18 protein-coding genes and 1 pseudogene are annotated in these 23,102 nt (G+C 70.7%); 14 read left to right on the forward strand and 5 right to left on the reverse strand.

Going from position 1 to position 23,102, the window contains the following annotated elements:
• The first annotated feature begins 27 nt into the window (after positions 1-27).
• The gene (aroQ, locus tag ACFYYF_RS39560) at positions 28-501 is read left to right on the forward strand and encodes a type II 3-dehydroquinate dehydratase (RefSeq protein WP_361693472.1); all 474 of its coding nucleotides are present in this window, start codon (positions 28-30) and stop codon (positions 499-501) included.
• A 203-nt stretch (positions 502-704) separates the two neighbouring features.
• Here the strand turns inward: aroQ and ACFYYF_RS39565 are convergent, their stop codons facing one another.
• Positions 705-1,361, reverse strand: a complete 657-nt coding sequence (locus ACFYYF_RS39565; protein WP_388783837.1) for an MBL fold metallo-hydrolase — start codon at positions 1,359-1,361, stop codon at positions 705-707.
• 9 nt (positions 1,362-1,370) lie between these two features.
• Positions 1,371-2,060: a maleylpyruvate isomerase family mycothiol-dependent enzyme gene (locus ACFYYF_RS39570; RefSeq protein WP_388783840.1), complete on the reverse strand. Its 690-nt coding sequence runs from the start codon at positions 2,058-2,060 to the stop codon at positions 1,371-1,373.
• A gap of 223 nt (positions 2,061-2,283) precedes the next feature.
• Between ACFYYF_RS39570 and uvrA the strand changes: the two genes are divergently transcribed.
• On the forward strand, positions 2,284-5,331 hold the full coding sequence (gene uvrA, locus ACFYYF_RS39575) for an excinuclease ABC subunit UvrA (RefSeq protein ID WP_388783843.1): 3,048 nt from the start codon (positions 2,284-2,286) through the stop codon (positions 5,329-5,331).
• A 147-nt stretch (positions 5,332-5,478) separates the two neighbouring features.
• Here uvrA and ACFYYF_RS39580 read toward each other — a convergent pair whose 3' ends face one another.
• Both ACFYYF_RS39580 and ACFYYF_RS39585 read right to left on the reverse strand, forming a co-directional pair.
• The gene (locus ACFYYF_RS39580) at positions 5,479-6,390 is read right to left on the reverse strand and encodes a carbohydrate kinase (RefSeq protein ID WP_388783846.1); all 912 of its coding nucleotides are present in this window, start codon (positions 6,388-6,390) and stop codon (positions 5,479-5,481) included.
• On the reverse strand, positions 6,387-7,460 hold the full coding sequence (locus ACFYYF_RS39585; protein WP_388783849.1) for a LacI family DNA-binding transcriptional regulator: 1,074 nt from the start codon (positions 7,458-7,460) through the stop codon (positions 6,387-6,389). Before ACFYYF_RS39585 ends, ACFYYF_RS39580 begins: the two co-directional genes overlap by 4 nt.
• A gap of 251 nt (positions 7,461-7,711) precedes the next feature.
• Between ACFYYF_RS39585 and ACFYYF_RS39590 the strand changes: the two genes are divergently transcribed.
• Positions 7,712-8,137, forward strand: coding sequence for a Rieske (2Fe-2S) protein (locus tag ACFYYF_RS39590; protein ID WP_388783852.1), 426 nt, complete (start codon positions 7,712-7,714; stop codon positions 8,135-8,137).
• A gap of 166 nt (positions 8,138-8,303) precedes the next feature.
• Here ACFYYF_RS39590 and ACFYYF_RS39595 read toward each other — a convergent pair whose 3' ends face one another.
• Complete coding sequence (locus ACFYYF_RS39595) at positions 8,304-9,251, reverse strand: hypothetical protein (protein WP_365495535.1); 948 nt, start codon at positions 9,249-9,251, stop codon at positions 8,304-8,306.
• Between the two features lie 338 nt (positions 9,252-9,589).
• On the opposite strand from ACFYYF_RS39595, the gene uvrC reads away from it, so the two are divergent.
• From uvrC to ACFYYF_RS39650, 11 genes and pseudogenes are all read left to right on the forward strand, one after another.
• Positions 9,590-11,689, forward strand: coding sequence for an excinuclease ABC subunit UvrC (gene uvrC / locus ACFYYF_RS39600; protein WP_361691142.1), 2,100 nt, complete (start codon positions 9,590-9,592; stop codon positions 11,687-11,689).
• Positions 11,686-12,705 (forward strand): RNase adapter RapZ, encoded by a 1,020-nt coding sequence (gene rapZ, locus ACFYYF_RS39605; RefSeq protein ID WP_388783855.1) that lies wholly within the window; start codon positions 11,686-11,688, stop codon positions 12,703-12,705. The genes uvrC and rapZ overlap by 4 nt, the downstream gene beginning before the upstream one ends.
• Complete coding sequence (gene yvcK / locus ACFYYF_RS39610; RefSeq protein WP_361691148.1) at positions 12,702-13,772, forward strand: uridine diphosphate-N-acetylglucosamine-binding protein YvcK; 1,071 nt, start codon at positions 12,702-12,704, stop codon at positions 13,770-13,772. The genes rapZ and yvcK overlap by 4 nt, the downstream gene beginning before the upstream one ends.
• Positions 13,763-14,752, forward strand: coding sequence for a DNA-binding protein WhiA (gene whiA, locus ACFYYF_RS39615; RefSeq protein WP_037624822.1), 990 nt, complete (start codon positions 13,763-13,765; stop codon positions 14,750-14,752). Before yvcK ends, whiA begins: the two co-directional genes overlap by 10 nt.
• Before the next feature lie 229 nt (positions 14,753-14,981).
• Positions 14,982-17,939, forward strand: coding sequence for a M14 family zinc carboxypeptidase (locus ACFYYF_RS39620; protein ID WP_388783859.1), 2,958 nt, complete (start codon positions 14,982-14,984; stop codon positions 17,937-17,939).
• 192 nt (positions 17,940-18,131) lie between these two features.
• On the forward strand, positions 18,132-19,142 hold the full coding sequence (gene gap / locus ACFYYF_RS39625; RefSeq protein ID WP_388783862.1) for a type I glyceraldehyde-3-phosphate dehydrogenase: 1,011 nt from the start codon (positions 18,132-18,134) through the stop codon (positions 19,140-19,142).
• 142 nt (positions 19,143-19,284) lie between these two features.
• Positions 19,285-20,496: a phosphoglycerate kinase gene (locus ACFYYF_RS39630; RefSeq protein WP_388783865.1), complete on the forward strand. Its 1,212-nt coding sequence runs from the start codon at positions 19,285-19,287 to the stop codon at positions 20,494-20,496.
• 5 nt (positions 20,497-20,501) lie between these two features.
• Positions 20,502-21,278, forward strand: coding sequence for a triose-phosphate isomerase (gene tpiA, locus ACFYYF_RS39635; RefSeq protein ID WP_388783868.1), 777 nt, complete (start codon positions 20,502-20,504; stop codon positions 21,276-21,278).
• Positions 21,279-21,376: 98 nt separating this feature from the next.
• The gene (gene secG, locus ACFYYF_RS39640; RefSeq protein ID WP_361691164.1) at positions 21,377-21,613 is read left to right on the forward strand and encodes a preprotein translocase subunit SecG; all 237 of its coding nucleotides are present in this window, start codon (positions 21,377-21,379) and stop codon (positions 21,611-21,613) included.
• A gap of 283 nt (positions 21,614-21,896) precedes the next feature.
• Complete coding sequence (locus ACFYYF_RS39645; RefSeq protein WP_004002138.1) at positions 21,897-22,184, forward strand: RNA polymerase-binding protein RbpA; 288 nt, start codon at positions 21,897-21,899, stop codon at positions 22,182-22,184.
• Positions 22,185-22,785: 601 nt separating this feature from the next.
• Positions 22,786-23,102 (forward strand): annotated as a pseudogene (locus ACFYYF_RS39650) (glucose-6-phosphate isomerase); the annotation flags it as partial.

Below are 23,102 nucleotides of genomic sequence, written 5' to 3' on the forward strand. Positions count from 1 at the left end.
CGGCAGACCCGATGGACCGGAGGAAACGTGCCCCGCACCCTCGCCGACGCCCCGATCATGGTTCTCAACGGCCCCAACCTGAACCTCCTCGGGCAGCGGCAGCCGGAGATCTACGGCTCCGACACCCTGGCGGACGTCGAGGCGCTGTGCGTCAAGGCGGCGGCCGCGCACGGCGGCACGGTGGACTTCCGGCAGTCCAACCACGAGGGCGAGCTGGTGGACTGGATCCACGAGGCCCGGCTGAACCACGCGGGGATCGTGATCAATCCGGCCGCGTACTCGCACACCTCCGTCGCCATCCTGGATGCGCTCAACACCTGCGACGGACTGCCTGTGGTGGAGGTCCACATCTCCAACATCCACCAGCGCGAGGAGTTCCGGCACCACTCGTACGTCTCGCTGCGGGCCGACGGGGTCATCGCGGGCTGTGGCGTGCAGGGATACGCGTTCGCGGTGGAGCGGGTGGCGGCGCTCGCGGGAACGGGGCGGGCGGACACCTGACGGCCGGCCGGGGCCGCCGGCCGAGGGCGGGAATCGGGGGCCGGCGGCCCTGCCGCCCAGGAGCCGTCATCCTGCGCGGGGCCGCCTCCAGTGGACTGCACCGGTGAAGGGCGGGGGAGCGTACGTAGGGCACCAGCCTGTGCGCTCGGTTCACACGGGGCGCACGCGGGGCCTCGTGCCCCGCGTGCCGCCCGTGTCCGTGTTCACCACCCGCGCGCGTGCCACTCCGGCAGATGCGGGCGCTCGGCGCCCAGCGTCGTGTCGTTGCCGTGGCCGGGGTACACCCAGGTCTCGTCCGGCAGCACGTCGAAGATCCTCGTCTCCACGTCGTGGATGAGCTGAGCGAAGGCCTTCGGGTCCTTGCGCGTGTTGCCCACGCCGCCGGGGAACAGGCAGTCGCCCGTGAACACGTGCGGGTGGCCGTGCGGGTCGTCGTAGACGAGGGCGATCGAGCCCGGTGTGTGCCCGACCAGGTGGCGCGCGGTGAGTTCCACGTTGCCCACCCTGACCGTGTCGCCGTCCTGGAGGGGGACCTCGGTCGGGACCGGGATGCCTTCGGCGTCGTCCCGGCCCGCGTAGGTGCGCGCCCCGGTCGCGGCCACGACCTCGGCGAGCGCCTGCCAGTGGTCGCCGTGCTGATGGGTGGTGACGACGGACGCGATGCCGTCGTCACCGATCAGGGTCAGCAGCGTCGAGGCGTCGTTCGCCGCGTCGATCAGAAGCTGCTCGTCGGTGGCCCGGCAGCGCAGCAGATACGCGTTGTTGTCCATGGGGCCGACCGCGACCTTGGAGATCATCAGGTCCTGCAGCTCGTGCACGTCGGCCGGACCGCCGACCGTCACCGCTCCGCTGTACGTCATGACGGCAGCCTATAGCGGAGGCAGCGCCGGAAGACGGCCGCCGCGAACCGTCAGGGCGGAGCCGTCACGGCGCCCGCAGAGCCAGCCGAGCAGATCGGCCGCCGGGCCCTCGACCTCGACCGGTCCGCCCCCGGCGCCGCCGCCCGTGGTCCACGACCGACCGTCGCCGCAGCCGAGCGCGGTGGAGGGCACGTCCTTGTGACCGGCGAACCGCTCCGCGAGGAAGTCGATCTCGCGGGCCACGAACTCCTCCGGCAGGTCCTCCAGCTCGTAGCCGATGCCCAGATCCACGTGGTGCAGGTCGACCTCGACCCAGCGCCGGAACGGCACCCGGGCCGCGGAGTCGGTGACGCCGTTGCGCAGCGCGACGGTGCGGGACCAGTCCGCGGGAGCGGCTCCCGTCCCGTCGAAGCGGGCCGCGCTCTCCCGCAGGTCCGTGAGCTGTGTCTCCAGGGGGCGCGGCGCGTCCCGCTCGATGTCGGCGTCCCGGGTGCTCGCGGAGGCGTACATGGGCCGCCCCTCCAGGACGTTCACCAAGGCGTCCGCGTTGCGGGACAGGTGGGCGAGCACATGCCCACGGCTCCAGCCGGGAAGCCGTGACGGCTCGGCCACGGCGGCGTTGTCCAGTTTGGTGACCGCGGTGAGGAGTCGTTCCGTCGCGTCACGTACAGACGCCAGGTCGCGCACATGATCCATCATGAGGTCGACCCTAGCCCCGCCACACGTTCGGGTGAAGCTGGTCGGCCGACCCCGTAAATCGAATGCGCGTGCTATAAGGTCGGCGGTGGCGTCGGGCATGCTGGATGGCCCGGGATTGTTGTGAACCAGCGAAAGCAACCGGCGCTGTCAGTGGCTCGCCCTAGTCTGGAATGACGGGGGCCCGCGGCCCCTGTCACTTCTCTCAAGAAAGGTGCGGACCGGCGTGGCCGACCGTCTCATCGTCCGTGGAGCGCGCGAGCACAATCTCAAGAATGTCTCGCTCGACCTCCCGCGCGACTCGCTCATCGTCTTCACGGGCCTGTCGGGGTCGGGCAAGTCCTCCCTCGCCTTCGACACGATCTTCGCCGAGGGCCAGCGGCGCTACGTGGAGTCCCTGTCCTCGTACGCCCGGCAGTTCCTCGGTCAGATGGACAAGCCGGACGTGGACTTCATCGAGGGTCTCTCCCCGGCCGTCTCCATCGACCAGAAGTCGACCTCGCGCAACCCGCGCTCGACGGTCGGCACCATCACGGAGGTCTACGACTACCTCCGGCTGCTCTTCGCGCGCATCGGCAAGCCGCACTGCCCCGAGTGCCGCCGTCCCATCTCGCGCCAGTCGCCGCAGGCCATCGTCGACAAGGTCCTGGAGCTCCCGGAGGGGAGCCGCTTCCAGGTCCTGTCGCCGCTGGTGCGCGAGCGCAAGGGCGAGTTCGTCGACCTGTTCGCCGACCTCCAGACCAAGGGGTACAGCCGTGCCCGGGTCGACGGCGAGACGATCCAGCTCAGCGAGCCGCCGGCCCTGAAGAAGCAGGAGAAGCACACCATCGAGGTGGTCATCGACCGTCTCACGGTGAAGGACTCCGCCAAGCGCCGTCTCACCGACTCCGTGGAGACCGCCCTCGGACTGTCCGGCGGCATGGTCGTGCTCGACTTCGTCGACCTCCCCGAGGACGACCCCGAGCGCGAGCGCATGTACTCGGAGCACCTGTACTGCCCGTACGACGACCTGTCCTTCGAGGAACTGGAGCCCCGCTCCTTCTCCTTCAACTCGCCGTTCGGCGCCTGCCCCGAGTGCACCGGCATCGGCACGCGGATGGAGGTCGACCCCGAGCTGATCGTCCCGGACGAGGACAAGTCCCTGGACGAGGGCGCCATCCACGCCTGGTCGCACGGACACACCAAGGACTACTTCGGCCGGCTGATCGGCGCGCTCGCGGACGCGCTGGGCTTCCGGACCGACATCCCCTTCGCCGGGCTGCCGCAGCGCGCCAAGAAGGCCCTGCTGTACGGCCACAAGACGCAGATCGAGGTCCGCTACCGCAACCGGTACGGACGCGAGCGCGTGTACACCACGCCCTTCGAAGGGGCCGTCCCCTTCGTCAAGCGGCGCCACAGTGAGTCCGAGAGCGACGCCAGCCGCGAGCGCTTCGAGGGCTACATGCGCGAGGTGCCCTGCCCGACCTGCCAGGGCACGCGTCTGAAGCCGCTGGTCCTCGCGGTCACGGTCATGGAGAAGTCCATCGCCGAGGTCGCCGCCATGTCGATCAGCGACTGTGCGGAGTTCCTGGGCGAGCTGAAGCTCAACGCCCGCGACAAGAAGATCGCCGAGCGCGTCCTGAAGGAGGTCAACGAACGGCTGCGCTTCCTGGTCGACGTCGGCCTCGACTACCTCTCGCTGAACCGCGCGGCCGGCACCCTCTCCGGCGGCGAGGCCCAGCGCATCCGCCTGGCCACCCAGATCGGTTCCGGACTCGTCGGCGTCCTGTACGTCCTCGACGAGCCGTCCATCGGTCTGCACCAGCGCGACAACCACCGGCTGATCGAGACCCTCGTCCGTCTGCGCGACATGGGCAACACGCTCATCGTCGTCGAGCACGACGAGGACACCATCAAGGTCGCCGACTGGGTCGTCGACATCGGTCCCGGCGCGGGCGAGCACGGCGGCAAGGTCGTGCACAGCGGCCCGTTGAAGGAGCTCCTCGCCAACACCGAGTCGATGACCGGCCAGTACCTCTCGCGCAAGCGGGAGATTCCCACCCCGGACGTGCGGCGCCCCGCCGACCCGGGCCGCAGGCTCACGGTCCACGGCGCCCGCGAGAACAACCTCCGGGACATCGACGTGTCCTTCCCGCTGGGCGTCCTCACCGCCGTCACCGGCGTATCGGGCTCCGGCAAGTCGACCCTGGTCAACGACATCCTGTACACGCACCTGGCCCGTGAGCTGAACGGCGCGAGGAACGTACCCGGGCGCCACACGCGCGTGGACGGCGACGACCTCGTCGACAAGGTCGTGCACGTCGACCAGTCGCCGATCGGCCGTACGCCGCGCTCCAACCCGGCGACGTACACCGGAGTCTTCGACCACGTCCGCAAGCTGTTCGCGGAGACCACCGAGGCGAAGGTGCGGGGTTATCTGCCCGGCCGCTTCTCCTTCAACGTCAAGGGCGGCCGCTGCGAGAACTGCTCCGGCGACGGCACGATCAAGATCGAGATGAACTTCCTTCCGGACGTGTACGTCCCCTGCGAGGTCTGCCACGGGGCGCGCTACAACCGGGAGACCCTGGAGGTCCACTACAAGGGCAAGTCCATCTCCGAGGTCCTGGACATGCCCATCGAGGAGGCGCTCGGCTTCTTCGAGGCGGTGCCGGCGATCGCCCGTCACCTCAGGACGCTCAACGACGTCGGCCTCGGCTACGTCCGGCTCGGCCAGTCCGCGCCGACGCTGTCCGGCGGTGAGGCACAGCGCGTCAAGCTCGCCAGCGAGCTCCAGAAGCGTTCCACCGGCCGCACCGTGTACGTCCTGGACGAGCCGACCACCGGTCTGCACTTCGAGGACATCAGCAAGCTCATCACGGTGCTGTCCGGCCTGGTCGACAAGGGCAACACGGTCATCGTCATCGAGCACAACCTCGATGTCATCAAGACCGCGGACTGGGTCATCGACATGGGACCCGAGGGCGGCAACGGCGGTGGTCTCGTGATCGCCGAGGGCACCCCCGAGGAGGTCGCCGGTGTCCCCGCCAGCCACACCGGCAAGTTCCTGCGCGAGATCCTCGGCGCCGACCGGATCAGCGACGCCGCTCCCGTGAAGGCACCGCGCAAGGCGGCCGCCAAGAAGACGGTCGCCGCCGGGACGACGGCGCGGAAGACGGCCACCAAGACCGTCAACAACACGGCCACCAAGAAGGCGGCCGCGGCGAAGAAGACCGCCACCACGGCGGCCAAGAAGGCGGCACCCGCGAAGAAGACCACGCGGGCCCGGAAGGTCTGACCCGGTCGGTCCGGCGCACCGGACCGGTCCGGCCCTTCACACCGGCGGCGCCCCACGGGAACTCCCCGTGGGGCGCCGCCGGTTGAGGCTCCGGCGCCGTTCGCGGTGTGAGAACCCAGGGCCGGGAGCGGCGGCAGTCCGGTGTCGCTACACGTCGCCGAGTTCGCGGGCGTACGGCGGTTCCGCTCCGGCGCGGGAGCAGGTGACGGCCGCAGCGCGGGCCGCGAAGCGCAGAAGTCCGGTCCAGTCCTCGGGGCCCAGTTCCGCCGACGCGGCCGGGGACAGGGCGTCCCGGGCGGCCAGGCCGTGCAGCAGCGCCGCGTTCACGGTGTCACCGGCACCGATGGTGTCCACCACGTCCACCCGCTCGCCGGGCACGGAATGCACCGCGCCGTCCCGGGTGAACGCGGTGAGACCGTCGCCGCCCCGGGTGATCACCACCGCCGAGGGACCGGCGGCCAGCCACTCGCGCGGGGTGCCGCCGAGCCACCGGGCGTCCTCCTCGGACAGCTTGAGCAGGGACACCGACGGCAGCCAGCCCTTGAACCGGGCACGGTAGGCGTCCGGGTCGGAGATCAGACCGGCGCGGATGTTCGGGTCGAGCGCCGTGAACACGCCCTGCGCGGCGGCCGTCCGCATCAGCTCCTCGTACGCGCTCGCGCCCGGTTCCAGGACGAGCGAACAGGTCCCGAAGGACACCGCCCTCACCCCGTCGGGGAGTTGGTCCGGGGCCGCGAAGAGACGGTCCGCCGTGCCCTCGACGTAGAACGAGTACGCGGCCGAGCCGTCCGTCCCGATGGTGGCGGCCGCCAGCGTCGTCGGCTCGGGGCCGCGCTGCACCAAGGACACGTCGACGCCCGCGTTCACGAGCCCGTCCAGAAGGGCCTCGCCGAACGCGTCGCGGGAGACGCGTGAGCAGAAGGCCGTGGGGGAGCCGAGGCGGCCGAGCGCCACCGCCGTGTTGTAGGGACCGCCGCCCAGGCGGGGCAGCAGTCCAGCCAGGGCGCCGGAGCCCTGCGGCACCAGATCGATCAGGGCCTCACCGGCGACGACGATCACGACTCGGGTCCTTTCCTCGGTGTCTCGGTCTCGGGGCCCTCGGCGCGTACGGCGCTCGGTGGGCAGCCGCACGAGGTGCGGTGGACGAAGGAGCAGGGAAGCCGGACGGTGCGGCTCTCCAGATGCGGGGACGCCAGCCGTTCCAGGAGCAGCCGGACGGCCGTGGCCCCGATCTCCTTGCTCGGCTGGGCGATCGCGGTGAGGCTCGGCGTGAACAGATCCGCCCAGGAGAAGTCGTCGAAGCAGCACAGCGCCAGATCGCCGGGCACGGACAGGCCCCGGTCCCGCAGGGCGCGCAGCGCGCCGACGGTCATCGCGTTGTTGGCGGTGACGATCGCGTCCGGCGGCGCGCCCGGCGACAGCAGCCGGTGGGTGGCCTCCTCGGCCGCCTCCGCCCGGGAGTCGCCGTGCGCCACGAGCCGTTCGTCGTAGGGGAGTCCGGCCTGCGCGAGACCGTGCCTGTAGCCGGTGATCCGCTCCGCCGTGGTGCTGAGTCCGGGCAGGCCCGCGACCAGACCGATCCGCCGGTGCCCCCGCCCGGCGAGGTGGGTCACCAGGCTCGCCATGGGAGCGGTGTTCTCGGCGCAGACCTGGTCGTGGCGGAAGCCGCTTCCGGCGGGAGCGTCCACGAGCCGGTCCAGGAAGACGGTGGGCACGTCGTGCCGCCCGAGATAGCGCAGGAGCGCGTCCGGAGCCGCCGAGGGCGCGATGATCATCCCGTCCACGCGCCGTTCGTGGAGCAGTTGGACGGCCTTGCGCTCGTGCCCGGGGTCGTCGTGCGGATCGGCGATCAGCAGGCCGTAGCCGTGCTCGAGCGCTCCGGCCTCGACGCCCTGGAGGATCTCGGTGAAGTAGGGGTTGCTGATCGCCGACACCGCGAGCCCGATGGACCGGGTGCGGGAGGTGACGAGCGAGCGGGCGAGGGTGTTGGGCGTGTAGCCCAGCTCGTCGATCGCGTCGAGAACGGCCTGACGCGTTCCGGGGAGCACCGGACGGGTGCTGTTGAGGACGTGCGAGACGGTGGCGATGGACACGCCCGCCCGCCGGGCCACGTCGGCCATCGTCGTCATGGCGCTCCCTTCCCGGGTGGTGGGGGTGGGTGGGCCCGGTCGCCCGCCGGGTGAACGTATCCCATCCGACGGCCGGCGTAAACGCTTACGCATACGTTTGCGCAAGCGTTTACGTCCCGCGTCGCACGGACCGGCCCCGCAGCGAGCGGAATGATCTGTGCCGGTATGGTCGGTGTGCGGCGCCCTCGCCGCGTTCAGCCCTGTCGCTCTCGGCGGAGTGTCCGCCGGCGCCCTCGACCAGTGGAGATGCCATGTCCGGCCGTCCGTCCGCGAGCCGCCGTACCGTCCTGCGGGGAGCGGCGCTCACCCCGGTCGCCGGGCTCGGGCTCGCCGCCTGCTCCGGGGGCGGGGGCGGCGGGACCCCCGCCACACCGACCGCCCCGGTCGTCCTCGGCGCGGCGAGCGAGGTCTCCAAGGGAGGCGCCGAACTGTACGAGGACCACAACGTCGTGGTCAGCCGCGCCGGGGACGGTTCGCTCAAGGCGTTCAGCTCGATCTGCACGCACGCCGGGTGCGCCATCAACAAGCTGCAGGGCACGACCCTCGTGTGCCCTTGTCACGGCAGCGAGTTCGACGCCGAGACCGGCAAGGTGCTGCGGGCGCCGGCCACCGTCCCGCTCCACGCGCTGTCCGTCGAGGAGCAGAACGGGAACATCGTCGCGGGGCCGGGAGCCTGATCCCGCGTGCGGTCCCGGCCCGCTGAGGACCCTGCGCGGCTGAGACCTTGCGCGGCTGAGGATCCTGCGTGGCCGAAGATCCTTCGCGGCCGAGGACCCTGCGCGGCCGAGGGCACTCCTGCCGGAGGCACACCCGGAGGGGCGGGGACCGCACCCCGCCCGGCGGTCACTCCCAGTCCCAGCCGATCCCGACGATCCCCGACCGCACGCGCGGCTCGACCAGATGCACCGAGCGGTGGTGGCCGCTCAATGGCAGTTCCTGCCGGCCGCTGCGGGGCGCGGCGGCCGAGTGCTGGGTGAAACGGTGGCAGCGCACGGGCAGCGCGTCCTCGGCGAAGTGGACCTGGAGCGCGTACTGCCCGCCCGAGAAGCCGAACCCGCGGACGTACTCGCTGGACGCCCCGGCCGTGCCGTCCTCGAAGGCGTAGCGGAAGAGGAACGTCTCGCCCGCCCGCAGCCGGGTGTCGAAGAGCAGTTCCGCGACGAGCACGCCGGTGTCGCGGTGCCAGCGCACCCGTCCCGTACGGCAGTTCTCCAGCGCCCGGACCGTCGTCCGCTCCGGTGCGCAGCCGGGGTCGCCGTGATGGATGGCGACGTAGCGGTCCACACCGTCCTTGTGCGCGCGCACGATGTGGTGCGACTCGCGGCCCAGCAGTTCGCGGCCGGCGCCTATGCGCACGCGTTCGTGATGGCCGAGGGTGTGCAGACCGCCGTCGAGGGGGGACTCCAGTTCGGCCAGCAGCCGTTCCAGGACGCCGGAGGCCTCCATGAGGGAGCGGTAGGAACGCCCCGTGGGCCGTTCCGGATCGGAGCGCTCCTCGGCCTCGGCCAGCAGCCTGATCAGCGACTCGTCGGGTAGCTGGAGTATCTCCTCCAGGGCCCGGACGGCTCTCAGCGACTCGGGGCGCTGGGGGCGGCGGGCGCCCTGCTGCCAGTAGCTCAGGCTCGTCACGCCGACTCTGACGCCGTACCGGGACAGATGGTGCTGCACGCGCTGCAGCGGCAGCCCGCGGGCGGTGATCGCCGCGCGCAGTGCGACATGGAAGGGGCCGCCCCGCAGGGCCGTTTCCAGTTCCGCCGTGGCGACGTCCGCGTGCTGTGTGCCGGTCCGCATGCAGGGGCCTTTCTGTGGATGTTCTTTACGGCTGGTCAGGCCGTGAGAGCGGTTCATCGGCGCCGCCCGGTGGGCGCGCGGGGGCTGTACACGCGCGGGTTTCGCCGTTCACGCCCCGAGTTCCCCCGCATTGAAGCGTGTTGACCAAGCCCCGACAACACCTGCCGCTCAACATGGCTCACCGCAGCCCCCCGGACGCGCTCCGTCCCTCCTTCGCCCCACGCGCCGCCCCGGCGGCACCCGGCGCGGGTGGCCGGAAACGAAGCGTCCCGGGAGGTTTTCCACAGGCAGGCCGGGAGCCGACCGCGTTGTCGGCCCGCGCCAGTAGGGTGTGTGACATGGCCGACCCCTCCAGTTACCGCCCCAAGCCGGGACAGATCCCGGACTCGCCAGGGGTGTACAAATTCCGCGACGAGCACCGCCGGGTGATCTACGTCGGAAAGGCGAAGAGCCTGCGTCAGCGCCTGGCGAGCTACTTCCAGGACCTGGCGAATCTCCACCCGCGCACCCGCACGATGGTCACCACGGCCGCGTCGGTGGAGTGGACCGTCGTGTCCACGGAGGTCGAGGCCCTTCAGCTGGAGTACTCCTGGATCAAGGAGTACGACCCCCGGTTCAACGTCAAGTACCGCGACGACAAGAGCTACCCCCACCTCGCCGTGACGATGAACGAGGAGTTCCCGCGCGTGCAGGTGATGCGCGGGGCGAAGAAGAAGGGTGTCCGCTACTTCGGTCCCTACGGGCACGCGTGGGCGATCCGCGACACCGTCGACCTGCTGCTGCGCGTCTTCCCGGTCCGCACCTGCTCCGCCGGCGTCTTCAAGAACGCCTCCCGCACTGGCAGGCCCTGCCTCCTCGGCTACATCGGCAAGTGCTCCGCCCCCTGCGTCGGCCGGGTCTCGCCCGAGGAGCACCGCGAGCTGGCGGAGGAGTTCTGCGACTTCATGGCGGGCCGTACGGGGACGTACATCCGCCGGCAGGAACAGCAGATGGCGGAAGCCGCCGAGGAGATGGAGTACGAGCGGGCGGCCCGGCTGCGCGACGACATCGAGGCGCTGCGGAAGGCCATGGAGAAGAGCGCGGTCGTCCTCGCGGACGCGACCGACGCCGACCTCATCGCCCTCGCCGAGGACGAGCTGGAAGCCGCGGTGCAGATCTTCCACGTGCGCGGCGGACGCGTGCGCGGCCAGCGCGGCTGGGTCACGGACAAGGTGGAGGCGGTCACCACGGGTGACCTCGTCGAGCACGCGCTCCAGCAGCTCTACGGCGAGGAGACGGGCGACTCCGTCCCCAAGGAGGTGCTGGTCCCGGCGCTGCCCGAACCGGTGGAACCGGTTCAGGAATGGCTCACCGCCCGCCGCGGATCGAACGTGTCGCTGCGCATACCGCAGCGCGGCGACAAGAAGGCGCTCATGGAGACCGTGCAGCGCAACGCCCTCCAGGCGCTCGCCCTGCACAAGACCCGGCGGGCCTCCGACCTGACCACGCGCTCGCGCGCCCTGGAGGAGATCGCCGAGGCGCTCGACCTGGACAGCGCGCCGCTGCGCATCGAGTGCTACGACATCTCGCACCTCCAGGGCGACGACGTGGTGGCCTCCATGGTCGTCTTCGAGGACGGGCTCCAGCGCAAGGGCGAGTACCGGCGCTTCCAGATCAAGGGCTTCGCCGGCCAGGACGACGTCCGCTCCATGCACGAGGTGATCACCCGCCGCTTCAAGCGCTACCTCGTCGAGAAGGAGAAGACGGGGGAGTGGACGGACGGCGGGGACGCCGCGACGGGAGCCGCGGAGACCTTGGCCGACGGCGTCCCGCTCTCCGGGAGCACCCTCGCGGAGGACGACGGCCGGCCCAAGCGCTTCGCCTACCCGCCGCAGCTCGTCGTCGTGGACGGCGGCCGGCCGCAGGTCGCCGCCGCCCAGCGGGCCCTGGACGAGCTCGGCATCGACGACATCGCCGTCTGCGGGCTCGCCAAGCGCCTGGAGGAGGTGTGGCTGCCGGGCGAGGACGACCCCGTGGTCCTGCCGCGCAGCAGCGAGGGCCTGTATCTGCTGCAGCGGGTGCGGGACGAGGCCCACCGCTTCGCGATCACCTATCAGCGCGCCAAGCGGGCCAAACGCTTCAGGTCGGGCCCGCTGGACGACGTCCCGGGCCTGGGCGAGTCCCGCAAGCAGGCGCTGATCAAACACTTCGGCTCCGTGAAGAAGCTCCGGTCCGCGACGATCGACCAGATCTGCGAGGTCCCCGGCGTGGGGCGCAAGACGGCGGAGACCATCGCCGTGGCCCTCGCCCAGGCGGCTCCCGCGGCGCCCGCCGTGAACACGGCCACCGGAGAGATCATGGAAGACGACGAAGACGCGGCGCCCGATACGACGGCGGGCCCCGCGGAGGAGCCCGTGACCGCGGGCGCCTTTGACGAGCGACGGGGGCAGGAGACATGACCGAGAACGACGCGCGTGAAGAGGAACGTCCGGCGCAGGGCCGGGAGGCACACGGCGAAGCGGGCGAGCAGCACGCGGAGCCAGGAGCACCGAAGGAAGACGGAGCACAGGTGGGTACGGGCATCGAGACGGCCGGGGCGGGAGCCCCGGATGCCGTCATTCCCGAGCTGGTGATCATCTCCGGCATGTCCGGAGCCGGCCGGTCCACGGCCGCCAAGTGTCTGGAGGACCTCGGCTGGTTCGTCGTCGACAACCTGCCGCCCGCCCTGATCCCCACCATGGTGGAGCTCGGCGCCCGGTCCCAGGGCAACGTGGCGCGGATCGCCGTCGTCGTCGACGTACGCGGCCGGCGGTTCTTCGACAATCTCCGTGAGTCGCTCGCCGACCTGGAGTCCCGCAGCGTCACCCGGCGGATCGTCTTCCTGGAGTCCTCCGACGAGGCCCTGGTGCGCCGCTTCGAGTCGGTGCGCAGGCCGCACCCCCTCCAGGGCGACGGCCGCATCGTGGACGGGATCGACGCCGAGCGGGAGCTGCTGCGCGAGCTGCGCGGCGACGCCGACCTGGTCATCGACACCTCCAGCCTGAACGTGCACGAGCTGCGCGCCAAGATGGACGCCCAGTTCGCGGGCGAGGAGGAGCCCGAGCTGCGGGCCACCGTCATGTCCTTCGGCTTCAAGTACGGCCTCCCGGTCGACGCCGACCTGGTCGTGGACATGCGCTTCCTGCCCAACCCGCACTGGGTCCCCGAGCTGCGCCCCTTCACCGGCCTGAACGAAGAGGTCTCGGCCTACGTCTTCAACCAGCCCGGCGCCAAGGAGTTCCTCGACCGCTACGCCGAGCTCCTCCAGCTCATCGCCGCCGGATACCGGCGCGAGGGCAAGCGCTATGTGACCATCGCCGTCGGCTGCACCGGCGGCAAGCACCGCTCGGTGGCGACCGCCGAGAAGCTCGCCGCCCGCCTCGCCTCCCAGGGCGTGGAGACCGTGCTCGTCCACCGGGACATGGGGCGCGAGTGACCGGACGTACCGCCCTGCGGCTGGGCCGGCTGCGCCGGGAGACCCCCGGGGACCGAGCCGGCCGGCCGAACGCGGCGCGCGGCGCCAAGCCGCGCCGCCGCGGCGCACAGCCCAAGGTCGTCGCCCTCGGCGGCGGCATGGGGCTGTCCGCCTCGCTCGCCGCGCTGCGCCGGATCACCGGCGACCTCACCGCCGTCGTCACCGTGGCCGACGACGGCGGATCCAGCGGCCGTCTGCGCGACGAGCTGGGTGTGCTGCCGCCCGGGGACCTGCGCAAGGCGCTGGCGGCGCTGTGCGGCGACGACGACTGGGGCCAGACCTGGGCCCGCGTCATCCAGCACCGCTTCCAGTCCAAGGGGGACCTGCACGAACACGCGGTCGGCAATCTGCTGATCGTCGCCCTGTGGGAGCAGCTCGGCGACCATGTCCAGGCGCTCGACCTGGTCGGCAGGCTGCTGGGCGCGCACGGCAGGGTGCTGCCCATGTCCGCCGTGCCCCTGGAGCTCCAGGCCCTGGTCAAGGGGCACGACCTCGACCGGCCGGAGGAGGTCGGCACCGTCCGGGGCCAGGCGAACGTGGCGCTCACCCCCGGCGAGGTCCAGTCCGTGCACGTCGTACCGCACGATCCGCCGGCCGTGCCCGAGGCCGTGGCCGCGGTCCTGGATGCGGACTGGGTGGTTCTCGGTCCCGGCTCCTGGTTCTCCTCGGTCATACCCCACCTTCTGGTGCCCGAACTGCTGGACGCCCTGAGCCAGACCAGGGCGCGCCGGGTACTCTCCCTGAACCTCGCACCGCAGCCCGGAGAAACCGAAGGCTTCTCCCCGCAGCGTCATTTGGAGGTTTTGGGACGACACGCCCCTAAACTCGCCCTGGACGTGGTGCTGGCCGACGAGGCTGCCGTGCCCGACCGCGAATCTCTCGCCGACGCCGCCAAGCGGTTCGGTGCCGCGGTCGAGCTGGCGCCGGTGGCCAGGACCGACGGATCTCCGCGGCACGATCCGGAGCTGTTGGCCGCCGCGTACGACCGTATTTTTCGGATGCATGGAAGGATCGGCCCATGGCGATGACGGCAGCGGTGAAGGACGAGATCTCCCGGCTCCCCGTCACCCGGACCTGCTGCAGGAAGGCGGAGGTCTCCGCCATCCTGCGGTTCGCCGGCGGCCTTCACCTGGTGAGCGGCCGGATCGTGATCGAGGCGGAGCTCGACACCGCGATGGCGGCGCGCCGCCTGAAGCGCGACATTCTGGAGATCTTCGGACACAGTTCCGAACTGATCGTGATGGCGCCCGGCGGGCTGCGCCGCGGTTCGCGCTATGTGGTGCGGGTCGTCGCGGGCGGTGACCAGCTCGCCCGCCAGACAGGGCTCGTGGACGGGCGGGGACGCCCGATCCGTGGACTGCCGCCGCAGGTGGTCTCGGGGGCCACCTGCGACGCCGAGGCCGCCTGGCGCGGCGCCTTCCTGGCGCACGGCTCGCTCACCGAGCCCGGCCGTTCCTCGTCCCTCGAGGTGACCTGCCCGGGGCCGGAGGCCGCGCTCGCGCTCGTCGGCGCCGCCCGCCGGCTCTCGATCGCGGCGAAGGCCCGTGAGGTGCGCGGTGTGGACCGGGTGGTCGTCCGCGACGGCGACGCGATCGGCGCGCTGCTGACCCGCCTGGGCGCGCACGAGTCGGTCCTGGCCTGGGAGGAGCGGCGGATGCGCCGCGAGGTCCGCGCCACGGCGAACCGGCTGGCCAACTTCGACGACGCGAACCTGCGCCGCTCGGCGCGCGCCGCCGTCGCCGCCGGGGCCCGTGTCCAGCGCGCCCTGGAGATCCTCGCGGACGAGGTGCCCGAGCACCTGGCCGCCGCCGGACGGCTGCGCATGGAGCACAAGCAGGCCTCCCTGGAGGAGCTGGGCGCGCTCGCCGACCCGCCGCTGACCAAGGACGCCGTCGCGGGCCGTATCCGCCGGCTGCTGGCGATGGCCGACAAGCGGGCGCAGGACCTCGGTATCCCGGGGACGGAGTCGAGCCTGTCCGAGGAGATGGCGGACAACCTCGCGGGCTGACCCGGATCCGCGGGGCGGTGGGAGAGACGTGCGCGGGTTCCGGACGTGCGCGGGTGGCGCGATCTGGCCGCCGGATGATCTGACGCAAGCTCAATATGCCGGTGCCGATGCCCACTTGGGAGATCGGCACCGGCTCGTGTCGGCCCGCGAGGCACCCTTGACTTGACCTTGAAGTGTCATGAGCCTGGCATCCGTTCGCCACTGTGGCGGACCAGTGCAAGGGGGACTCATGAGACGAAGAGCGAGCGCGATCCTCGCTACCGGCGCGCTCCTGCTGGGCGGTGCGGCGGTGGCGCCGGTCGCCCGGGCGCAGGAGGGCAGTTCACCCAAGCCCGACGCGAACGCCGTGAAGGTGTTCCGCGCGGAGGTCACGAAGCAGCAGGTACCCCTGCTGCTCGCGGCCGGTCAGGACAGTCACGAACTCGGCGACGCGACCTGGAAGAACGGCAGGAGCACGGTCGAGGTCTACGTCACCGACCAGCAGGCGAAGAAGCTGGAGAAGCAGGGCGTCGACCTCACCGAGCACACCCTCACCGCCAAGGCGGAGAACCGGGTCGCGGGAGCGGCCGAGGGGGTGTTCCGCCCGTACAGCGGGAAGGGCAACCTCCAGGAGGAGATCGTCGCGACGGGCCGGGCGAACCCCGGTCTGACCAAGGTCGTCTCCATCGGCAAGACCCTGAACGGCCAGGACATCCTGGCGCTCAAGCTGACCAAGGGCGCCCGGAAGACGAAGGACGGCTCCAAGCCGTCGGTGCTGTACATGTCCAACCAGCACGCGCGCGAGTGGATCACGCCCGAGATGACACGGCGTCTGATGCACTACTACCTGGACAACTACTCCACGGACAAACGCGTCAAGAAGATCGTCGACTCCACCGAGCTGTGGTTCGTCCTGTCGGCCAACCCCGACGGCTACGACTACACCTTCAAGGACGCCGAAACCCGCCAGTGGCGCAAGAACCTGCGGGACGTGAACGGTGACGGCGTCATCTCCACCGGTGACGGCGTCGACCTCAACCGCAACTTCGCCTACAAGTGGGGCTACGACGACGAGGGTTCGTCGCCCAACCCCACCAGCGAGACCTACCGCGGAGCGAGCGCCGGGTCCGAGCCCGAGACGAAGGCGATCGACGCCTTCGAGAAGCGCATCCGCTTCACGTACGGGATCAACTACCACTCCGCCGCCCAGCTGCTGCTCTACGGAGTGGGCTGGCAGGTGGCGACACCGACGCCGGACGACGTGCTCTACAAGTCGCTCGCCGGAACCCCCGAGAACTCCGCGATCCCGGGCTACCACCCGCAGGTCTCCTCGGAGCTGTACACCACCAACGGCGAGGCGGACGGCCACGCGGGCAACGTCAACGGCACGGCGATGTTCACCCCCGAGATGTCGACCTGCGAGACCGCCTCGGACCTCGACCCGAACGACGCCTGGAACGCCGCGGACTGCGCCTCGGTCTTCACCTTCCCGGACGACGAGAAGCTGATCGAGCAGGAATTCGAGAAGAACGTCCCGTTCGCGCTCTCCGTCGCCGAGACCGCCGCGCACCCCGACCGGCCCTCCTCCTCGGTCGGCATCGACGCGCCCGACTTCACCCCGGCGGCCTTCACGACGTCGTACTCCCGTGGCGCGGACCAGGAAGTCTCCGTCGTCGTGCGGAAGTCCGTACGCGACAAGGAGCTCAAGTACCGCGTCAACGGCGGCCGTACGCACACTGCGGCGCTCCGCGCCTGGCGGGGCGGCGAGACCTACGGCGGCACGGACAACCTCTACTTCGACGAGTACCGCGCCAAGGTCCGCGACGGCGACCCCGGCGACACGGTCGAGGTCTGGTTCACCGGCGGGACCAGGAGCGGGAAGCCCACCTCCAGCACCCGCTTCACGTACACCGTGGCCCAGCGGCCGCGCGCCGACGTGCTCGTGGTCGCCGAGGAGGGCGCGGCCGCCACGCAGGCGCAGACGTACGTCGACGCGCTGAAGGCCGACGGGAAGAAGGCTCTCGTCTGGGACGTCGCCGGCCAGGGCGCGCCGGACGCGCTCGGCGTGCTCGGCCACTTCGGCACGGTCGTCCACTACACCGGCGCCCTGCGGCCCGGCAACGCGACCCAGCTCCGGCTGCGGGCCTACCTCAACGAGGGCGGCAAGCTGGTGGAGGCGGGCGAACTGGCCGGCGGCAGCGTCGACCTCGGCGGCGGCACGCTCTCGAACGACTTCAGCCAGTACTACCTGGGCGCCTACTCCCGTACGTCCACACCCGGCGCCAAGGGCTTCACCGGCTCCGGCGGACTCGACGGCGCCACCGCAACCCTCGGGGACGCGCCCGGCAACCCGCTGAACGCGGCGGGCACCTACGGCGTCACCTCGGACTCGCTCTCCGCGGCGCAGTACCCGCGGTTCGCCTCCAGCGCGGGAGCGGGCCGGTTCAGCGGGACCGTGAATCCGTACGGGCCCTACGAGGGCGCGTACATGGCCGCCGCGGTGCACACCGACGACGCCTACAAGCGGCTGACCCGCACCATCGACCTCACCGGAGTCGACGCCGCCGCCAAGCCCACGCTGCGCTCCCAGATGCTGTGGGACACCGAGCCCGGCTACGACCACGCGGTCGTCGAGGTCCACACGACCGGCGCCGACGACTGGACCACGCTCCCCGAGGCGGGCGGCGCGAGTTCGGCCGCGGTCCCGGCCGAGTGCGAGGCCGGCTTCTACGCCAGGGAACACCCCTGGATCAAGCACTACCTGACCGTGAGCGCGTCCGGCTGCACGGCCACGGGCTCCAGTGGTCAGTGGAACAGCCTGACCGGCGCGTCCAGCGGCTGGCAGCCGGTCGCCTTCGACCTGAGCGCGTACGCGGGCAGGTCGATCGAGGTGTCGATCAGCTACATCACCGACCCGAGCTCGGGCGGCCACGGCGTCCTCGTCGACAACACCGACCTCGTGGTCGGCGGCACCGGTACCGGCGCCGAGGGCTTCGAGACCTCCCTCGGTCCCTGGAGCGCCGCCGGTCCGCCCGCGGGCAGCCCGGCCGTCCTGCGGAACTGGGCGCGCAGCGGCGAACTCTTCAGGACATACGGGGCGGTCACCACGGACGACACCGTGCTGCTGGGCTTCGGCCTGGAGCACGTCGGCACGGCGGCCGACCGCGCGGCCCTCATCGGAAAGGCACTCTCGGCGCTCGACAACTGACGGTCCGTGACGATGACGTGATCGACAAGGGTGATCCGTACCCCTACTGACGGGTACGGATCACCCTGCCGTGTATGGCCGTGGTCGATGTCACTCAGGGGCCTTGGGGGAGGTAGGGTCGGAGGCGGTCGGGGACATCCCATACAAACTCGCCGACACTTGAGTCGGCGTACCTAACGAGGAGATCGGTTCGTGACGATCCGCGTAGGCATCAACGGCTTTGGCCGCATCGGTCGTAACTACTTCCGCGCGCTGCTGGAGCAGGGTGCTGACATCGAGATCGTGGCTGTCAACGACCTGGGTGACACCGCGACCACCGCCCACCTGCTGAAGTACGACACCATTCTGGGCCGCCTCAAGGCCGAGGTGTCGCACACCGCCGACACGATCACCGTCGACGGACACACCATCAAGGTCCTGTCCGAGCGCAACCCCGCCGACATCCCGTGGGGCGAGCTGGGCGTCGACATCGTCATCGAGTCGACCGGCATCTTCACGAAGAAGGCCGACGCCGAGAAGCACATCGCCGGCGGCGCCAAGAAGGTCCTCATCTCGGCTCCGGCCAAGGACGAGGACATCACCATCGTGATGGGTGTCAACCAGGACCAGTACGACCCGGCGAACCACAACATCATCTCCAACGCCTCCTGCACCACCAACTGTGTGGCGCCGATGGCCAAGGTTCTCGACGAGAACTTCGGCATCGTCAAGGGCCTGATGACGACGGTTCACGCGTACACCAACGACCAGCGCATCCTGGACTTCCCGCACTCGGACCTGCGCCGCGCCCGCGCCGCCGCCGAGAACATCATCCCGACCACGACCGGTGCCGCGAAGGCCACCGCCCTGGTCCTCCCGCAGCTCAAGGGCAAGCTGGACGGCATCGCCATGCGCGTCCCGGTCCCGACCGGCTCGGCCACCGACCTGGTCGTCACCCTCCAGCGCGAGGTCACCAAGGACGAGGTCAACGCCGCGTTCAAGAAGGCCGCCGACGACGGCGACCTGAAGGGCTTCCTGGCGTACACCGAGGACCCGATCGTCTCCTCGGACATCGTCGGCGACCCGGCCTCCTGCACCTTCGACTCCTCCCTGACCATGGTCCAGGAGGGCAACACGGTGAAGATCCTCGGCTGGTACGACAACGAGTGGGGCTACTCCAACCGCCTCGTCGACCTCACGGTCTTCGTCGGCGGCCAGCTCTGATCCCCAGAGCAGGCACCTCGATGTGAGCCAGGGCTCGGGCAGCGCGACGCCGCGCTGTCCGGGCCCTGCGCCACGTAGTGACCGGCCGTCCCGGACCGGTCACCCCTCGCGGATCCGAAGAGCCTTTTCCAGGAGTCCCTTTATGAAGACGATCGACGAGCTTCTCGCCGAAGGAGTGGCCGGCAAGCGGGTATTCGTCCGCGCCGACCTCAACGTGCCGCTGGCGAACGGCCTCATCACCGACGACGGCCGCATCCGCGCCGTCCTGCCCACCGTCAAGGCGCTGGCCGACGCGGGCGCCAAGGTCATCGTCGCCTCGCACCTGGGCCGCCCCAAGGGCGCCCCGGACCCGGCGTTCTCCCTCCTCCAGCCCGCCGAGCGCCTCGGTGAACTGCTCGGCGCGCCGGTCGCGTTCGCGCAGGACACCGTCGGCCCCGCCGCCCACGAGGCGGTGGACGGCCTGGAGCCCGGCCAGGTGGCCGTCATCGAGAACCTCCGCTTCAACGCCGGCGAGACGTCCAAGGACGACGCCGAGCGCGGCGAGTTCGCCGACCGGCTCGCCGCCCTGGCGGACGTCTACGTGGGCGACGGCTTCGGCGCCGTGCACCGGGGGCACGCCTCCGTGTACGACCTCCCGGCCCGGCTGCCGCACTACGCCGGCTACCTCATCGCCACCGAGGTCGGCGTCCTGAAGAAGCTCACCGAGGACGTCGAGCGGCCCTACGTCGTCGCGCTCGGCGGCTCCAAGGTCTCCGACAAGCTCGCCGTCATCGACCAGCTCCTCGGCAAGGCCGACCGCATCCTGATCGGCGGCGGCATGGCCTTCACCTTCCTCAAGGCCAAGGGCTACGAGGTCGGCACCTCCCTGCTGCAGGAGGACCAGATCCCGGCCGTCACCGAGTACATGGAGCGCGCCGAGAAGCTGGGCGTCGAGCTGGTGCTCCCCGTCGACGTCGTGGTCGCCCCCGGATTCCCGGACCTCAAGGCCAAGGCGCCCACCGAGCACACCGCCGTCGACGCAGACAAGATGCCCGAGGGACAGCTCGGCCTGGACATCGGCCCGAAGACCGGCGCCCTCTACGCAGCCAAGCTCGCCGACGCCAGGACCGTGTTCTGGAACGGCCCCATGGGCGTCTTCGAGCACCCCGACTACGCCGAGGGCACCAAGGCGGTCGCCCAGGCCCTCGTCGACTCCAAGGGCTTCACCGTCGTCGGCGGCGGAGACTCCGCCGCCGCGGTGCGCACCCTCGGTTTCGACGAGAACGCATTCGGCCACATCTCGACCGGTGGCGGCGCCTCCCTCGAATACCTCGAGGGCAAGACGCTCCCCGGCCTCGCCGCACTGGAGGACTGACCTAGATGAGCACGCGCACGCCGCTGATGGCGGGCAACTGGAAGATGAACCTCAACCACCTCGAGGCCATCGCGCACGTCCAGAAGCTCGCCTTCGCCCTGGCCGACAAGGACTACGAGGCCTGCGAGGTCGCCGTCCTGCCGCCCTTCACCGACCTGCGCTCCGTGCAGACCCTGGTCGACGGCGACAAGCTCAAGATCAAGTACGGGGCCCAGGACCTGTCCGCGCAGGACTCCGGCGCCTACACCGGTGAGATCTCCGGCTCGATGCTGGCCAAGCTGAAGTGCACGTACGTGGCCGTCGGCCACTCCGAGCGCCGCCAGTACCACAACGAGACCGACGAGATCGTGAACGCCAAGGTCAAGGCCGCCTACAAGCACGGCCTCACCCCGATCCTGTGCGTCGGCGAGGAGCTGGACGTCCGCGAGGCGGGCAACCACGTCTCCCACACGCTCGCCCAGGTCGAGGGTGGTCTGAAGGACCTTCCCGCCGAGCAGGCGGAGTCCGTCGTGATCGCCTACGAGCCCGTGTGGGCCATCGGCACCGGCAAGGTCTGCGGCGCCGACGACGCGCAGGAGGTCTGCGCCGCGATCCGCGCCAAGCTCGCCGAGCTGTACTCCCAGGAGCTGGCCGACAAGGTCCGCATCCAGTACGGCGGCTCGGTGAAGTCCGGCAACGTCGCCGAGATCATGGCGAAGGCGGACATCGACGGCGCTCTGGTCGGCGGCGCCTCGCTCGACGCCGACGAGTTCGTCAAGATCGTCCGGTTCCGCGACCAGTAAGTATGCGGTAGCGGCGATTCGTCGTACCCTTGCGGGGGTCTGGTGCGCCAGCGCCGGACCCCCGTCGTCCATCCAGTTCCGAGGAAGTTGGTCCAGCCGTGGTTTTGGGGTTCTCGATCGCCCTGATCGTCTTCAGCCTGCTGCTGATGCTGCTGGTGCTGATGCACAAGGGGAAGGGCGGCGGCCTGTCCGACATGTTCGGTGGCGGCATGCAGTCGTCCGTCGGCGGCTCCTCGGTCGCCGAGCGCAACCTCGACCGCATCACCCTGATGATCGGTCTGCTCTGGTTCGCGTGCATTGTCGTGCTCGGTATTCTGATGAAGATCAACAACTGATCGTCGATCGACATCGGTACGACCGCACAACTGCACATCACGCAAGCACATTCCGCACGTAAGGCCCCATGTCCGGTACGCGCCTCCAGGCGCCGCCTATCATGGGGCTTGCGTCTAGGGGTGGGGATGTAACTCCAATCACTGGACGCGCGTTGGGCCTTACGTAGACTGAGGCGCCCGCAACGAAGCGACACGCCGACTCGCTTCGCGGCACCATCACGCAGGGAGTTACACCGTGGCAAGTGGCAACGCGATCCGAGGAAGCCGGGTCGGGGCGGGGCCGATGGGCGAGGCCGAGCGCGGCGAGTCCGCGCCGCGGCTCCGCATCTCCTTCTGGTGCTCCAACGGGCACGAGACGCAGCCCAGCTTCGCCAGCGACGCGCAGGTTCCCGACACCTGGGACTGCCCGCGCTGCGGCTTCCCCGCCGGACAGGACCGGGACAACCCGCCGGACCCGCCGCGCACCGAGCCCTACAAGACGCACCTCGCGTACGTGCGGGAGCGGCGCAGCGACGCGGACGGCGAGGCGATCCTCGCCGAGGCGCTCGCCAAACTGCGGGGCGAGATCTAGGAGTTGAGAGCCGGCCGGGCACCCCATGGGTGCCTGGCCGGAACGGTTTCACGGCGACGCCGGTGCCGGATCCGCCCGTCGCGGGGTCCGCCGTGTCCGGACGCCCGCGCCGCGGGCGCACTCACCCTGCGGGGCTTCTTCTCCGGGGCTTCATGCCTCGTTCGCACGCCGGTGCCGGTGCCTGTGCCCGTGCCGTGCGTGGCCGCGCCGTGCGGGGGACCGCCCAAGCGGTGGAGCGGTGGGCGGGTCACGCCGATGCAGCAGTGCGGGCCGGAATTCGTGCCGGGCACGTCGGCCTCGCGCCGCTCACTTTCCCCGCCCCGGAGCCACCCCCGGCTCGCGGACGCAGTCCTGTTTGTGCCCCTTTCCGCAGTCCTGCCTGCGCCCCTTCCCGAAGCCCTGCGTGCGTTTCCTCCTGCGGCCGTGCCTGCGCCCCTCTCGCCGTCATCCCGCTGACACCTGCGGGCCGGCGGGACGTATCTGTTGTTGAGCCGGTGGACGCGCTACGACAGCTCGTGTCCAGCCCTGATCAATTAGGTTGGGACCGGCAGCGGGGCAAGGTACGCAGCAGCACAGGCAGGAAAGAAGGCGGAAGTCCGAGATGAACGCAGAAAGCCGTACCAGGCTCAACCAGACACCCGAGTGGACCGCTCTGGCCAAGCACCGCGAGGAGCTCGCCGGCACCCATCTGCGCGACCTGTTCGCGGCCGACCCCGGACGTGGCTCCGGCTACTCGCTCCAGGTCGGCGATCTGCACGTCGACTACTCCAAGCACCTCGTCAACGACGAGACGCTCCGGTTGCTGCGCGAGCTGGCCGCCGCGACGGACGTGTCCGGGCTGCGGGACGCGATGTTCCGCGGCGAGAGGATCAATACGACCGAGGACCGTGCGGTGCTGCACACCGCGCTGCGGGCGCC

The sequence above is a fragment of the Streptomyces sp. NPDC001914 genome, assembly GCF_042891215.1.
GTDB lineage: Bacteria > Actinomycetota > Actinomycetes > Streptomycetales > Streptomycetaceae > Streptomyces.